The sequence below is a fragment of the Streptomyces uncialis genome (assembly GCF_001905345.1).
Taxonomy (GTDB): Bacteria; Actinomycetota; Actinomycetes; order Streptomycetales; family Streptomycetaceae; genus Streptomyces; species Streptomyces uncialis.
In genome coordinates, this window is record NZ_LFBV01000010.1 from 809,529 (window position 1) to 824,289 (window position 14,761).

General features: G+C 74.6%; 7 protein-coding genes. 4 read left to right on the forward strand and 3 right to left on the reverse strand.

The window, feature by feature from the left end:
• Together AB852_RS33695 and AB852_RS33700 are read right to left on the reverse strand one after the other, a co-directional pair.
• A partial coding sequence (locus tag AB852_RS33695) for a serine/threonine-protein kinase (RefSeq protein WP_073794051.1) occupies nt 1-1,215 on the reverse strand: 1,215 nt, incomplete at its 3' end.
• 134 nt (nt 1,216-1,349) lie between these two features.
• Entirely contained in the window at nt 1,350-3,134 is a 1,785-nt protein-coding gene (locus tag AB852_RS33700; protein WP_073794054.1) for a serine/threonine-protein kinase, read from the reverse strand.
• Nucleotides 3,135-3,751: 617 nt separating this feature from the next.
• Here AB852_RS33700 and AB852_RS33705 point away from each other — a divergent pair.
• From AB852_RS33705 to AB852_RS33720, 4 genes are all read left to right on the forward strand, one after another.
• A complete protein-coding gene (locus AB852_RS33705; protein ID WP_425444200.1) occupies nt 3,752-7,312 on the forward strand; it encodes an FHA domain-containing protein in 3,561 nt (1,186 codons plus the stop codon).
• Nucleotides 7,313-8,295: 983 nt separating this feature from the next.
• Nucleotides 8,296-9,717, forward strand: coding sequence for an ABC transporter substrate-binding protein (locus AB852_RS33710; RefSeq protein WP_073794057.1), 1,422 nt, complete (start codon nt 8,296-8,298; stop codon nt 9,715-9,717).
• Nucleotides 9,718-9,724: 7 nt separating this feature from the next.
• On the forward strand, nt 9,725-11,077 hold the full coding sequence (locus AB852_RS33715; RefSeq protein ID WP_073794060.1) for a carbohydrate ABC transporter permease: 1,353 nt from the start codon (nt 9,725-9,727) through the stop codon (nt 11,075-11,077).
• The gene (locus AB852_RS33720; RefSeq protein ID WP_073794063.1) at nt 11,074-11,991 is read left to right on the forward strand and encodes a carbohydrate ABC transporter permease; all 918 of its coding nucleotides are present in this window, start codon (nt 11,074-11,076) and stop codon (nt 11,989-11,991) included. The genes AB852_RS33715 and AB852_RS33720 overlap by 4 nt, the downstream gene beginning before the upstream one ends.
• 144 nt (nt 11,992-12,135) lie before the next feature.
• On the opposite strand, the gene AB852_RS33725 is transcribed toward AB852_RS33720, so the two are convergent.
• On the reverse strand, nt 12,136-14,409 hold the full coding sequence (locus tag AB852_RS33725) for a bifunctional glycosyltransferase/CDP-glycerol:glycerophosphate glycerophosphotransferase (protein ID WP_073794066.1): 2,274 nt from the start codon (nt 14,407-14,409) through the stop codon (nt 12,136-12,138).
• Between the last annotated feature and the right edge of the window lie 352 nt (nt 14,410-14,761).

The following is a 14,761-nucleotide window of genomic DNA, read 5'->3' on the forward strand; positions in this document are numbered from 1 at the left end:
GGGGGGGGGGGGGGGGTCGTCCGTGGTGGCCCAGGTGGCTACGCCGGCCGCGGCGGCGAGGACGGCCGCGGCGGTCGCGAGGGTGATCCGGCGGCGCCGGACGGCGCCGCGGTTGCGCGCGGAGCCGGGGCGAGGCGCCCCGGCGGCCCGCGGCGCCCGCGCGGTGCCGTGCGCGCCGCCGTCCAGCTCGTCGGGCCCGGGCACCCGCATGCTCGTATGGGTGTCCCGGTTGGAGTCGGGGGCATGACCAGGGACCAGCGGGACCGCACCCCGCCGCACCGGGGACCCGGTCCCGGCGGCGGAGCCGTCGGCGCCGCCCTCCGCGGCCCCGGGCTCGTCCGCGGACTCCGTGAGGACCGCCTCGGGCTCGTCCACGTCCAGCGGGGGCATCCCCGCCAGCAGCGGCAGCTGCTCCCGCAGCCGCCCGCCCAGCTCGGAGGCGCGCAGCCGCGACGCGGGCGCCTTGGCCAGGCACTGGACGATCAGCTGCCAGAGCTCCTCGGGAATCCCGGGCAGCGGTACGACCGTCTCGGTCACATGCCGGCGCAGCACCGCGCCGGGGTGGCCGCCGCCGAACGGCGTGAACCCGGCGAGCAGCTCGTACAGCACGGTCGCCAGGGCGTAGATGTCGACGGCCGCGCGCGGCGGGAGGCCCTCGACGATCTCGGGCGCCAGATAGTCCGGGGTGCCGATGATCTTCGTGGCCTTGGTGCGGCGCGGTGAGTCGATGAGCTTCGCCACACCGAAGTCGGTGAGCAGGGCGCGGTGGGAGCCGCCGGGGCCGAGCGGGCCCTGCATGTCGAGGAGGACGTTCTCGGGCTTGACGTCCCGGTGGACGACACCGGCCTTGTGGGCGGCGGCCAGCCCGTCGGCGACGTCCGCGACGATGGCGACGGCGGCCTCGGGCGCGAGTCTTCGTTCCCGGTCGAGGCGGGTGCGCAGATCGGTGCCGCGCACGAGGTCCATGACCAGGGCGAGGTCGTCGCCGTCGACGACGAGGTCCCGCACGGCGACCACGTTCGGGTGGTCGAGGCCGAGCAGGGCGGTGCGTTCCTGGACGAAACGGCCGACCAGCTCCTGGTCGGCCGCGAGGTCCTCACGCAGCAGTTTCACGGCGACGGGACCCTCGGGACCCTCGCCCAGCCACACCGTGCCGGCACTGCCGCGGCCCAGGATCTGGTTCGCGGTGTACCGGCTGCCGATCTTCCGTGCCAAGGCTGCTCCTACGGACGCGTGTTGCCGACAAAGCTACGCGCCACCGGCGGCCGCCTTCACCCCGGCCGGGGAAATCACCCTCCGGATGTCGACAAGTCTCCTGGGCGGGTGTCCGCCGCCGTACGGCGGCGGACTCAGGCGCCCGAGCCGCCGCCGAGTTCCCCGAGCCAGCCGGTGACCGTACCGAACCAGTCGCTGAGCTGTTCCCAGTACCCCTTGCCGGTGCCGATCCAGCCCTGGAGCGGGCTCAGCTCCCAGACCAGCCAGCCCGCCACGAAGAGGATGAGCACGCTGAAGAGGCAGCCCTTGAGGCAGCCGAGGCCGGGGATGCGCATCCGGTTGGCGCTGCGCTGCCTCGGCTCACGGGCCGGACGCGGCTCGCGGGGCGCGCGCGGGGCGGGCTCGCGGGGCGGCGAGTAGTGCTGGGGCTGCCGGTCGGGGACCGGCGCGGGGGCGTACCGCTGCGGCTGCTGCTGTTGCGGGGCGTACTGCTGCGGCGGCGGGGGCTGGTGCTGCTGCTGCGGCGCGTACTGGGGAGGCTGCTGCGGCTGCTGCTGCTGCCGGGGCTGGTGCGACTGCTGGGGCTGGTGGTGCGGGGCCTGCTGCGGCGGCTGCTGCGGGCGCGGGGCCACCTGGCGCTGGGGGCGGCGGCGCAGCGGGTCCTCGTCCGGGTTCAGGTACTGGACCTGGGTCTGCTCGTTGCGGTCACGGGCGGCCCGGAGCTGGTTCTGCCAGGGGTGCGGGTCGTCGGGGCCACCGGGGGCGGCGCCCTGCGGGTGGTGGCCCGGGACCGGCGGCATCACGGAGGTGGGATCGGCGTCCCGGGGGCCGGTGCTCGGCAGCACGGCCGTCGGGTCGGCCGCGCCGGGGGCACCGGGGGCGCCCGCGGTGTGCGGGAGGTAGCTGGTGGCGGCGTTCGCGTCGTAGCGGCCCGCGTCGAACAGACCGGGGGGCCCGGTGTTCGGCAGGACGGTGGTGGGGTCGGCCGCGCCGGGCACGGCCGTGGGCGCCGGGTCCGGCGCGAGCAGCACGCCCACGTTCTCGGCGGCGGCGATCTGCGCCGAGGTGGCGTGCACCCCGATGCCCTGGGCGACGGCCCGCAGGCCCCGGGCGAGGTTCTCGGCGCTGGGCCGCTCGTCCGGGTTCTTGCGCAGGCAGCGCTCTATCACCGTCCACAGCGGCTCGGGCACGGTGGACGGACGGCGCGGCTCGGCGCTCAGATGCTGGTGCAGCACTTCGAGCGCGGACCCGCCGGAGAACGGCGGACGGCCGGTGAGCAGCTCGTAGAGCAGGATCCCGGCGCCGTAGATGTCGACGGCGCTGGTCTGCGGGCGGCCCTCGGCGGACTCCGGCGCGACATACGCGGGGGTGCCGACGAACTCATGGGTCCGGGTCAGCCCCGGGGAGTCGGCGAGCCGCGCGATGCCGAAGTCCGTCAGCAGCGGGTGCATCTCGCCGTTGTCCTGGCGCAGCAGGACGTTCGCGGGCTTCAGATCGCGGTGCACCACACCGTCGGCGTGGCTGGCGGCGAGCGCGTCCGCGACCTGCGCGGTCAGCAGGGAACCCGCGACCGGCGAGAACGGGCCGTTCTCGCGGAGGTAGCGGTGCAGGTCGGGACCCTCGACGAGGTCCATCACCAGGGCCAGCAGATCGCCCTCGACGACCAGGTCACGGACCCGGACGATGTTCGGGTGGGTGAGCCGCAGCAGCACCGAGCGCTCGCGCAGGAACCGCATCACGACATCGGAGTCGTTGGCCAGCTCCTCCTTGAGGACCTTGATCGCCACGGTCTCGCCGGGCTGCCCCGGCACGGCCGCCTCGGCGCCCGCCCGTTCCCGCTGCTGCGCCCGCCAGACGGTGCCCGTGGCACCACGTCCGAGCGGCTCCTCCAGGAGGTACTTGCTTCCTACCGGCCGCACGTCATGCGCTCCCTGCTTGCTTCGGGGCCTGCTCAGCCTCGCTCCGGCCCGATCCGGGTTCGGTCGGACTGTTCCGGGGGGTGGTCCGGGCGTGATCGTCGGTGACCGCGCTCTCTTCGGTTACCCGCGCCCGCCCCCGGTCATCCGGACCGCTCGGCGTGCTCGGGGTGGTGCCACCCGCTCCGTGCCCCGGTTCCGCGGGAGGTGCTCCGCGGGTCCGGGGCGAGGGACCAGGGCGTGATGCTTGCGGCCCACTGTAGTGCCGCCCGCCCGGGCCACCCGGTTTCCCGGGGACCGCGTACCGGCCCGGGCGCCCCGGTTCCCCGGTCGCGCCCGCGTCCCTCCGGGTCCGGGTGTCCGGGGGAGATCAGGGTTCCCCCGACCGCTCCCGGACCCCGCCCCGGCACCCCGTACCGGCCGGGACCGGCCCGTATCCGTGTTCGGCGGTAAGACGCGCGGCCGGGGGCGTTGGTTGCCGGGAGCGCCCGCGCGGGCGCCGGGCGGGCACTTTTGCGGGCAGAGCCGATCATTCAAGATCACGAACAGATGGCGGCCGGGCGTGTTGTCGGTGGCGGATGCGAGGATGCCCCCGTACTGGTCGACGTGCCCGGAGTGCGGTGGGGGGAATCACAGCACGGCCCCCGGTGGCCTCGTTCTGGGCGCATCCGCAGAAGGGACCGCTGACGGCGATGCAGATCCGGCTGACCGTCCTCGGGCCGCGCCCCGACGCCACGAGCCGCGTCATGGCGCGGGACGTCCTCGTCACCGCGCCCGCCGGGACCCCGCTGGCGGCGGTGGCTTCGGACCTCGCGTCGGCGGTGGCGGGCGGTGACGGACCCGTGGTCGTGTACCGGGGCCCGGAGCGCCTCGACCTCCAGCGCCGGGTCCTCGGCGAGCCGCCGCTGATCGACGGCGCGGTGCTGTCCCTCGGCGCTCCCGCGGACCCCGGTCCCGGACCGGCCGACGCGGCGGCGCAGCTCCAGGTCGTCGGCGGGCCCGACGCGGGCGGGGTGCATCTGCTGCACGGCGGCCGGGTCCTCGTCGGCCGGTCCGCCGAGGCCGGGGTCCCCCTCGACGACCCGGACGTGTCCCGGCTGCACTGCGAGATCACCGTCACCGAGGACGGTCTGGTGACCGTCGCGGACCTCGGCTCCACCAACGGCACCCGGCTCTACGGCGCGGCCGTCGGGCGGGCGCCGATGCCGCTGGAGCCGGGCGCGCTGCTGCGGCTCGGCGAGTCCACGCTGCGGCTCGCCTCCTCCCGGGAACTGCCGCCGCCGCTGCCCACCACGCCGGACGGCGAGGGCTTCGTCCGCGTACCCGGGCACGGCGACGACCCGGCAGCGGGACCCGACGCCGGTGAAGGCGACGGCGTTCCCGGCCCGGCGGGCCCCGGACCCGGGGTGCCGAGGGCACGCCAGGCCGGTGCGGCCACCCACCCGGGAGCCGCGGTCACCCATGGGGCGGGGCAGTCGTACGGCTCCCCCGGCCCGGACCGCGCGGACCCGCGGTCGTACGGCTCCGCCGCCGCGTACCGCGCGGAGCCCGGGCGGGACGCGCGGGCCCACGCGGGCGTGCGCGGGGGCGCGGGGACCGGCGCGCACCCCCCTCACCGCTCCGGGGACGACGGCTCCCACGGCTTCGGACACGACAGCAGGGGATACGACGACGGCCCCCGGTGGGCGGACGAGGCCGCGGGGCGGGACCCGTACGGCGGCGGGCACCCGTACCCGGACGACGGCCCGTCGGAGCGGGACCACGAGGACGACGGGCCGTCCCGGCCGGGCGCGCGGCGGCGGGGCGGGCTGACCGCCTGGGCCCGCCGCCTCACGGGCGGTCGCGGGACGCGGCCCGAGTGGGACCCGTACGAGGACGACGACCCGTCCGCCGACGGACACGGGCACCTGGACGAGGACGCCGGGCCGGACCCGGCGGCGACACCCGAGCTGTGGCCCGATCCCGCGTCGCTGCTGCTCACCGCGCTCGGCCCCGGGCCCCGGCTGTGGGAGCGGGACGGCGCGCACCGGGAGGCCCTGACGGTCCGGCTCGGCACCACGGACCGCGCCGACCCGGCGGGCAGCGGGGTACTGGCGGGCGTCCCGGTGACGGTCGGGCTGCGCGAGGCCGGCGGGCTGGGGCTGACCGGGCCCGGGGCGCGGCTGGCTGGGGTGGCCCGGTCGGTGGTGGCGCAGCTCGCCGCGCTGCACTCGCCGGACACCCTGGAGATCGTGCTGCTGAGCGTGGACCGGGCGCGGCCGATGGAGGAGCGGGTCGCCCGCTGGAGCTGGCTCGGCTGGCTGCCGCACACCCGCCCGGGACACGGCCAGGACTGCCGGCTGCTGCTCGCGTACGACCGGGAACAGGCCATGGCGCGGACGGCCGAGCTGATCCGGGTACTGGAGGAGCGCGGCGGCGGGGCGCCCGCGGGCGGGGACGTGTTCGGCGGGGACGGGGCGGGCGCGGTCCGCGGCGGCGGGACCTCCTGGGCGCTGGGTTCGGAGGGTGAGGCCGGGGTGTTCGCCCGGACGGCGGCCGGGGGCACCGGGCAGCCCGCCCCGGCGGCCGGGAACGACGGATCGCTCACGGTGCTGATCGTGGACGGCGACCCGGGGTCCGCCCCGCTGCGGGACGCGGTGGCGCGGCTGTGCGCGTTCGGGCCGGGCGCCGGTATCCATGTGGTGTGTCTCGCGGAGACGGCGGCGGTGCCCGGCGACGGCGGGGCGGCCGTGGCCGAGGTGTACGAGGACGCGTGCGCGGCGAGCCCGCCGCTGCGGGAGTGCGGGGCGGTCGCGCTGCTCAGCGGGGACGTGGCGACGGAGGTCCGGCTGGTCCGGGTCGCCGCCGGGCGGGTCGCCGGGCAGGGCACGGCCGGTGCGGTGGACGCGGTGTCGGGGGCGTGGGCCGAGCGGTTCGCGCGGGCGCTGGCGCCGTTGCGCACGGAGGGCGGCGCGGGCGACCGGGCGCCCCGGGTCGCGGCTCCGCTGCCCCGGGTCGCGCGGCTGCTGGACGAGCTGGGGCTGGCGCGGGCGACACCCGCGTCGCTGATGGCCCGCTGGGCCGCCGCGTCCGACGACGCGCGGGCCGTCGGCGGGCGGGCCTGGACGGTGCTCGGTGCCGGGCCGCGCGGGCCGGTGGGCGTGGACCTCGCGCACGAGGGCACCCATCTGCTGATCGAGGGGCCGCCGGGCAGCGGCCGCACCGAACTGCTGCGCGCGGTCACCGCGTCGCTGGCGGCCGCCGAACGCCCCGACCGGCTGGCGATGGTCCTGGTCGACGGCCGGGACGTCACGGGTGGCGCGCCGCCCGGCCGGGACGGCGCGGGCGGGCTCGCGGTCTGCACCGAACTGCCCCATGTGACGACGTATCTGGCCGCCGGGGACCCGCTGCGGATGCGGGAGTTCGCGCAGGCGCTCAGCGCGGAGCTGAAGCGGCGGGCCGAGCTGCTGGGCCTGCTCGACTTCACGGGGTGGCACAGCCGCGAGGAGGTACCGGGCCGGGTCGTCGCCCAGCGGGGTCCGCTGCGGGGGAACCGGGTGTCCGGGGTGGTCCGCCAGGGCGGGGAGCCGCGCCCCTCGGCGGTTCCGGGTGACGGGGCGGGGGATCTCGACACGCCGCCGAGTTCCACGATGCGGCTGCGGCCCGTGCGGCGCGGTGATCCGGGGCCGCCGCTGCCCCGGCTGGTCGTCGTGGTCGACGACCTCGACGCGCTGCTGTCGCCGCCGCTCGGCTCGACCGGCCGGCCCGCCGCGGGGTCCGTCGTCCGGGCGCTGGAGGCGGTGGCCCGTGAGGGCGAGCGGCTCGGTGTGCACCTGGTCGCGGGCGCGGCGAGCGGGACCCGGGTCGTGGACAGCGAGGCCGCGCGCCGCGCGGGGGTACGGGTCGTGCTGGACGCGGTACGGGGCGGGGCGGACGAGCCGGGGCCCGGGCGGGGCACCCTGCGGGGGGCCGACGGGCGGGTCACCGGGTTCCAGGGCGGGCGGGTCACGGGGCGGATTCCGCGGACGGCGACGTCCCGGCCGCGGGTCGTGGTGGTGGAGTGGGAGCGGATGGGGGATCCGCCCGTCCGTCGGTCCGTGCGGGAGTTGGGGAACGGGCCCACGGATCTGGCGTTGCTGGCCAGTGCGGTGGAGCGGGCTACGCGGTCGATATCCGCGGTAGCGGTCCCGTCCCTGCTGTGACGGTGGCCGTCCGGCCCTCGTGACGGCGCCCGTACCTGGGCCCCGTGGGGGTTGCCTTGGCTTGCGCTTGTGCGGTCTGTCCGGCCGGGCCTACCTGTTCCCGTGCGGGTCGTCCGTGGGTGCGCAGTTCCCCGCGCCCCTGGATGCTGCCCCATTGCGGTCGCTCTTCGGGTGCGGGCCGGTTCTCGTTTTTGCGCAGTTCCCCGCGCCCCTTTGGGGGCGCCCACCTGGGGCTGTCGTCAGAGTGCGGGCTGTCAGCAACCGGGGCCGGGGTTCACCCCCCTCCTCGTGCAGTCGCGGGACTCACGTAAGGGGGTGGGCGGGAATCTCTGCCCGCAGACTCCGATGCTCTTCAGTCGGACAAGGGGGATGTCCGACCGAGCGCGTTGGAGCGAGGACGGAGAATCCCGACCGGCACCGACCCGAAGAACAAGCAGAACGCGCCCCAAAGGGGCGCGGGGAACTGCGCACCCCACGAACGACGGCACAGGGAACAAGTACGCCCACCCGGACAGACCTCGGGGCGCAAGCGAAGGCGACCTGCGGGGAACTGCGCAAAGACGAGGGCCAACCCGCACCCGAAGAAGCGATCGCAAGGGGGCAGCATCCAGGGGCGCGGGGAACTGCGCACCCACGAACGACCCGCACAGGAACAGGTAGGCCCACCCGGACAGACCTCGGGGCGCGAGCGAAGGCGACCTGCGGGGAACTGCGCACCCACGGACGTAGCCGCACAGGGAACAAGTACGCCCAGCCGGACGGACCTCGGAAGCGCGAGCGAAGGCGACCCGCACGGGAAACCCAGGGGCGTGCGCGTGGAGGGCTTGGACGGGGGCGGGGTCGGGAAGTCACGAGGGCGACACGATCGGGTAGTTGGGCGGGGCGGTTCCCTTGTCGGGCCGAACCCCACGGGCGTACACCAGGTCCCACGGACCAGCGTTCGCAAGCACGCGAGCCAGACGCGTCAAGAGGACGGGGCAGCGATGCGCACCACCAACCCGCACGGAAATCCGAACGGAACCAGCAGGACCACGAGCCGCCGGCACCGGCATCCGGTCAGGGCCCTCGCGGTCACCACCGCCCTCGCCCTGAGCCTGGCGGCCTGCGGTGACGACGGCGGCGACAGCGACGGCGACGGGGCGAACAACGCGACGGGCACCGCCACCGCGCCCAGTGGCTCCGGACTCCAACTGCCCAAGCTGGACGGGCAGAAGCTGGAGGTCGCCGCCGTATGGACGGGACCGGAGCAGGAGAACTTCAAGAAGGTGCTCGCCGAGTTCGAGAAGCGGACGGGCGCGAAGGTCACGTTCGTCCCCGCACAGGACCCGATCATCAACTTCCTCGGTTCGAAGATCGCGGGCGGCGCCCCGCCGGACGTGGCGATGCTCCCGCAGGTCGGCGCCGTGAAGCAGGCCGTCGACAACAAGTGGGCCAAGCCGGTCGGCGCGGACGCGAAGGAGCAGTTGACGAAGAACTTCGCCCGGGGCTGGCAGGACCTGGGGAAGGTGGACGGCGAGCAGTACGGCGTGTACTTCAAGGCCGCCAACAAGTCGCTGGTCTGGTACAACACGACCGTCTTCGAGAACGCGGGGGCGAAGGAGCCGAAGACCTGGGACGAGTTCATGGCGACGGCGCGGACCGTGTACGACTCGGGGGTGACCCCGATGTCGGTCGGCGGCGCCGACGGCTGGGTGCTCACCGACTGGTTCGAGAACGTCTATCTGTCACAGGCCGGGCCGGAGAAGTACGACCAGCTCGCCAAGCACGAGATCAAGTGGACGGACCCGTCCGTGAAGAAGGCCCTGACCACCCTCGGGGAGCTCTTCGGCAAGGACGACTATCTGGCGGGCGGCGCGGACGGCGCGCTCCAGACGGAGTTCCCGCGCTCGGTGGAGCAGACGTTCACCGGCGGCGACCAGCCGGAGGCGGGCATGGTCTTCGAGGGGGACTTCGTCGGGATCAACGTCGCCCAGGCGAACGCGAAGATCGGCACGGACGCGAAGGTGTTCCCGTTCCCCGCGGTGGGCGGCGAGGCGCCCGTGGTCAGCGGCGGTGACGCGGCGGTGCTGCTGAAGGAGTCGAAGGCGGGCCAGGCACTGCTCACCTTCCTCGCGTCGCCGGACGCGGCGGCGGTCTGGGCGAAGCTCGGCGGCTATCTCTCGCCGAACAAGAGCCTGGATCTCGCGTCGTACCCGAACGACGTCCAGCGGGACATCGCGAAGGCGCTGGTCGGCGCGGGCGACGACTTCCGCTTCGATATGTCGGACCAGGCTCCGCAGGCGTTCGGCGGCACCCCCGGCAAGGGCGAGTGGAAGGTGCTCCAGGACTTCCTGAAGGATCCGAAGGACGTGGCGGGGGCCCAGCAGAAGCTGGAGGCCGCCGCGGCCAAGGCGTACAAGGACTGATCCGGCGATGACGTCGGCAACGGCGGGGGGCACCGGCAGCGGCCCGGTGTCCCCCAGGTCCCCACGGCGCAAGAGTGTGACGGGTACCCGCAAGGCGGTGGTGGTGCTGTTCCTGCTGCCCGCCGTGATGCTGCTCGGCGCACTCGTGGTCTACCCGATCGGGTACTCGCTGATCCGCAGTTTCGTCAGCGACACCGGCGGCGGTTTCGCCGGGATCGACAACTACCGGGAACTCTTCACGGACGACGGCATCAGGACCGCGTTCCGCAACAACGTGATCTGGATCGTCCTCGCGCCGACCCTGGCGACGGCCCTCGGGCTGATCTTCGCGGTGCTGACCGAACGGGTCAGCTGGGGCACGGCGTTCAAGCTGGTCGTCTTCATGCCGATGGCGATCTCGATGCTGGCGGCGGGCATCATCTTCCGGCTGGTCTACGACCAGGACCCGGACCGGGGTGTCGCCAACGCGGTGTGGGTGGGGGTGCACGACACGTTCGCCGAGTCGTCGGCGTTCCCGAAGGCCCACCCGGGCCGTGATTCGCCGCTGCGCGCGGCGGGCGGCGGGGCGTTCGTCACCAAGGATCCGGTGCGCGTAGGTGAGCCGGTCGTACTGCCGCTGGTCGGGGTGGCGCCCGATCTGATGCCGGACGGGGCGAAGGCCGCGAAGGCCGCGTCCGCCGATCCGGGGAAGGTGACGGGCACGACCTGGCAGGACTTCACCCGGGGCAAGGGCGTGGGCACCCTCGGCGGGGTCGACAGCGCGGAGCTCGGATATCCGGGGATGCGGATCGAGGCCGTGCGGGACGGGACGGTCGTCGAACGGACGACCGCCGCCGCCGACGGGACGTTCACCCTGTCGGACAAGGCGGACGGGGCACTGCTGCGGCTGCCGGAGGCCAACTTCCGGGAGGCGTACAACGGGGTGGACTGGCTCGGGCCGGGGCTGGTGACCCCGGCGGTGATCGTGTCGTACATCTGGATGTGGGCGGGCTTCGCGATGGTGCTGATCGCGGCGGGGCTCGCGAGTGTGCCCCGGGAGCTGATGGAGGCGGCCCGGGTCGACGGGGCGAACGAGTGGCAGGTGTTCCGCAGGATCACCGTGCCGCTGCTGGCGCCCGTGCTCGCGGTCGTCCTGGTGACGCTGATGATCAACGTCCTGAAGATCTTCGACCTGGTGTACATCATCGCCCCCGGCTCGTCGCAGGACGACGCGAACGTGCTGGCGCTCCAGCTCTACCGGTCGGCGTTCAGCGACGGCAGACCAGGGGTAGCGAGCGCGATCTCGGTGCTGCTGCTGCTGCTCGTGATCCCGGTGATGCTGTTCAACATCCGGCGGCTGCGGCGGGAGGCACGGCGATGACCGCGCACGGTGGAACGGCCGCCCCGGCGGCCACGGCGAAGACCGGGGGGACGGCCCCGGCGAAACCCTCGCTCGGGGCACGGCTGGCGGGTGTGGTCAGCGGTGGGCTGGTACGGGTGCTGCTGGTCGTCGTGGGGGTGTTCTGGCTGGTCCCCACGTTCGGACTGCTCCTGTCGTCGCTGCGCACCCCCCGCGATCTCGCGGACAGCGGCTGGTGGACCGTCCTCACGGAACCCGCGCAGCTGACGTTCGGCAACTACAGCAAGCTGCTGGACAACCCCGCGATCACCGACTCGCTGTGGAACACGGTCCTCATCGCCGTACCCACGACGGTGCTGGTGGTGGTGATCGGCGCGCTCGCCGGGTACGCCTTCGCATGGCTGGAGTTCCCCGGGCGGGACTGGTGGTTCCTCGGGGTCGTGGGGCTGCTGGTGGTGCCGGTGCAGGTGGCGCTGCTGCCGATCGCCCGGCTGTTCGGGGATCTCGGGCTGTTCGGGTCGATCCTGGGCGTGGTGCTGTTCCATGTCGGCTTCGGGCTGCCGTTCGCGGTGTTCCTGCTGCGGAACTTCTTCGCGGAGATCCCCCGGGAGCTGCTGGAGGCCGCGCGGCTGGACGGCGCGGGTGAGCTGCGGCTGTTCCTGCGGGTGGTGCTGCCGCTCGGCGGTCCCGCGGTCGCGAGCCTCGGGATCTTCCAGTTCCTGTGGGTCTGGAACGACATGCTGGTGGCCCTGATCTTCACGGACGCGGCGAACCAGCCGATCACCGTGGCGCTCCAGACCCAGGTCCGCCAGTTCGGCAACAACGTCGATGTGCTGGCGCCCGGGGCGTTCATCTCGATGGTGATCCCGCTGGCCGTGTTCTTCGCGTTCCAGCGGCAGTTCGTCTCGGGGGTGATGGCGGGCGCGGTGAAGTAGCCGCTCGTGGAGCACAGCCGCTCGTAGTGTCCCGGTGGCCTGATCCGGTGCGGGGGCCGGTGCGGTCCTCCGGTGAGCGGGTGCGGGGGTCCGGTGAGGGGGTGCGGGGTCCGGTGGGCGGGGTGCCGCTCGCCGGGCCCCGTCTCAGGTCAGCATGAGTTCGCGGACCACCCGTTCCGCCGCGTGGCCGTCGTCGTAGGGGCAGAAGCGGGTGCGGAACGCCGCGCGGAGGCGGTCCGTCGCGGGGGTGTCCCAGCGGTCCGAGCGGAACAGTTCGATCAGTTCGTCCTCCACGGTGGCGACGGCACCCGGGGTGTCGCCGGGGCGGCCGGACAGCAGGTCGAAGTAGGTGCCGCGGGCCAGCCGGTACGCCTGCCAGTCGGGGGCGTAGGTGATGATCGGGCGGTCCAGGCAGGCGTAGTCGAACATCAGTGACGAGTAGTCGGTGATCAGCGCGTCGGCGGCGAGGCACAGTTCCTCGACCCGGTGGTGGGCGGTCACGTCGAGGACGCGGGGGTGCCGGGGGACCTCCGCGCCGGGTCCGCAGCGGTAGTGGGCGCGGACCAGCACCACGTACCGGGGGCCCAGCGCGCGGACGAGGCGTTCCAGGTCGAGCCGGGGCAGGAAGCCGGGCTGGTGGTCCCGGTGGGTGGGCGCGTAGAGCAGGGCCGTGCGGCCGGGCGGGACGCCGAGCGCGGCACGCAGCCGTCCGACCTCGTCGGGTCCGGTGCGGAAGTAGACGTCGTTGCGGGGGTAGCCCAGTTCCAGGGCGCGGTACGCGGTGGAGGGGTAGCCGCGTTCCCAGACCTCGGTGGAGTGGGGGTTGGCCGAGAGGCTGAGGTCCCACTGGTCGGCGTGGGCGAGGACCGCGCTGAAGCTGATGCCGTGCGTCCCGGCGGGATAGCGGCGCTGGTCGAGGCCCATCCTCTTGAGCGGGGTGCCGTGGTGGGTCTGGAGGTAGGTCTGGCCGGGGCGTTTGGTGAATCCGCCGGGGAAGCCGGAGTTGCTGACGAGGTAGGTGGCGCGGGCCATGGTCCGCCAGTAGCGGCGGGTGCCCTCGACGACGTACTCGACGCCGTCCGGGACATGGTGGCGGTGCTCGGCGGCGACCACCCACACCCCGCGGATGTGCGGGGCGAGTTCCCGGGCCTTGGCGTACACGGCGGCGGGATTGCAGGAGACACCGCGGTTCCAGTAGGCGCTGTAGACGGCCAGCCGGGGGTCGAGCCCGCGTCGCAGGTCGGCGCGGTAGGCGGCCCGCATGAGCCTGCCGCGCAGCCCGGCCCGTCCGCGGTTCAGTCCCGCGGCGAGGCGTCGGCGCCGGGTGCCGGCCTTGCGCAGCTTGTCGTAGGCGAGGGACGAACCGGCGGCGACCGCGCGTTCCTCCGCGGTCCGCGGGACGTGTCCGGCGGGTGCGTGGGCGCGGTGCAGCCGGGCGGTCTCCCGGAAGAAGTCCCGGCGGTCGGCGGACCTGATCCGGCCGGGGTCGGTGAGCACGGCGAGCGCGCGGGGGGTGAGGTACGGGAAGACCCGGGCGCGCTCGTCCGGTGCGAGGCCGCCGAGCAGGGTGTCGTAGCGGGCGAGGAACGCGAGGTGCGCGGGGCCGGGGGTGGTGGAGACGCTGCCGCCGCGCCGTTCGCGCCAGCGCACACAGACCCGGTCGAGCACGGTGGCCCGCTCGCCCGCCAGCAGGACGGCCCGGTGGGCGGGGATCACGTCCTCGTAGGGGGCCTCGTCGGTGAACCCCAGCGCGTGGGCGTGCCAGAACTCGCGTCGTACGACCCGGTTCCAGGCGACGGGGGCGAGGGCGAGGGGGTCGCCGGTCAGGTCCTCGTCGACCGGCCGGACGGTCTCCCACCAGTCGATCGTGTCGTGTCCGAACAGCAGGACCTCGGGGTCGCCCGCGTGGGTGAGGGCCCGGTCGAGGGCGGGGAGGGCCCCGGGCAGCAGCAGGTCGTCACCGTCGAGGAAGAAGAGGTACTCGCCCCGGGCGCGGGCGGCTCCCGCGTTGCGGGCCGCGCCCGCGCCGGTGTGCCGGTCCAGTCGGATCAGCCGGACCCGGGGGTCCCGGGCCGCGTACTCGGCGGCGATCGCGGCGCTCGCGTCGGGGGACGCGTCGTCCACGACGATGAGTTCGAGGGTGGGGGGACGGCTGGGGGTGGGGCGGTCGACGGTGAGCGCGGCGGGGGCGGCGAGGTGGTGGGGGGCGCGGCGGATGAGGGTGGGGCGGTCGGGGGTGCGGTCGCCCGGGGTGGAGGGGTCGGGGGTGGGCGCGGCGGGGGCGTCGGGCGTGGGGGTGACGGGGGCGGGGTCGGGGGTGCCGTCGGGGGGAGGGGTCTGTCCCAGGACCGACTCCAGGCACTCCCGTAGGTAGCCCTGAATGCGATATACGGGGACGACTACGGAGAATCGGGGCATAACTCTCGACGGTAGTCAGGTCGGCCCAGCCTGTCGAAGACCGTTCGTCACTCGATGGGGTGATCAACGGCGCGGGCGATGACGGGAATCGGCAAAGGCGACGAACCCTCCCCTTTGCTGAGAGGTCACGCGTCTCACGCTTTCCCGTCGAAAGGCGGCGCCACGTGCAGCTCCCGCCCAGCCCCGTCCTGCCCGGCAGCCACGCGGAACGCCGCACGGCGGCATGCCGCCAGCGCCGGCAGGAGCTCGGCCGGCGGTCCGGCACGTCCTCCCCCAGGGGCGGGGATTCCCCGCCCCGGCCGCACCACCACCGATCACGGGGCTCCGACATGACCATCGACACCGCACGACA

What these genes read in the sequence shown, in the direction of transcription:
- AB852_RS33720 (WP_073794063.1), top strand. Translation starts at nt 11,074, where the DNA reads ATGACCGCGCACGGTGGAACGGCCGCCCCGGCGGCCACGGCGAAGACC.
- AB852_RS33715 (WP_073794060.1), top strand. Translation starts at nt 9,725, where the DNA reads ATGACGTCGGCAACGGCGGGGGGCACCGGCAGCGGCCCGGTGTCCCCC.
- AB852_RS33725 (WP_073794066.1), bottom strand. Translation starts at nt 14,409, where the DNA reads ATGCCCCGATTCTCCGTAGTCGTCCCCGTATATCGCATTCAGGGCTAC.
- AB852_RS33710 (WP_073794057.1), top strand. Translation starts at nt 8,296, where the DNA reads ATGCGCACCACCAACCCGCACGGAAATCCGAACGGAACCAGCAGGACC.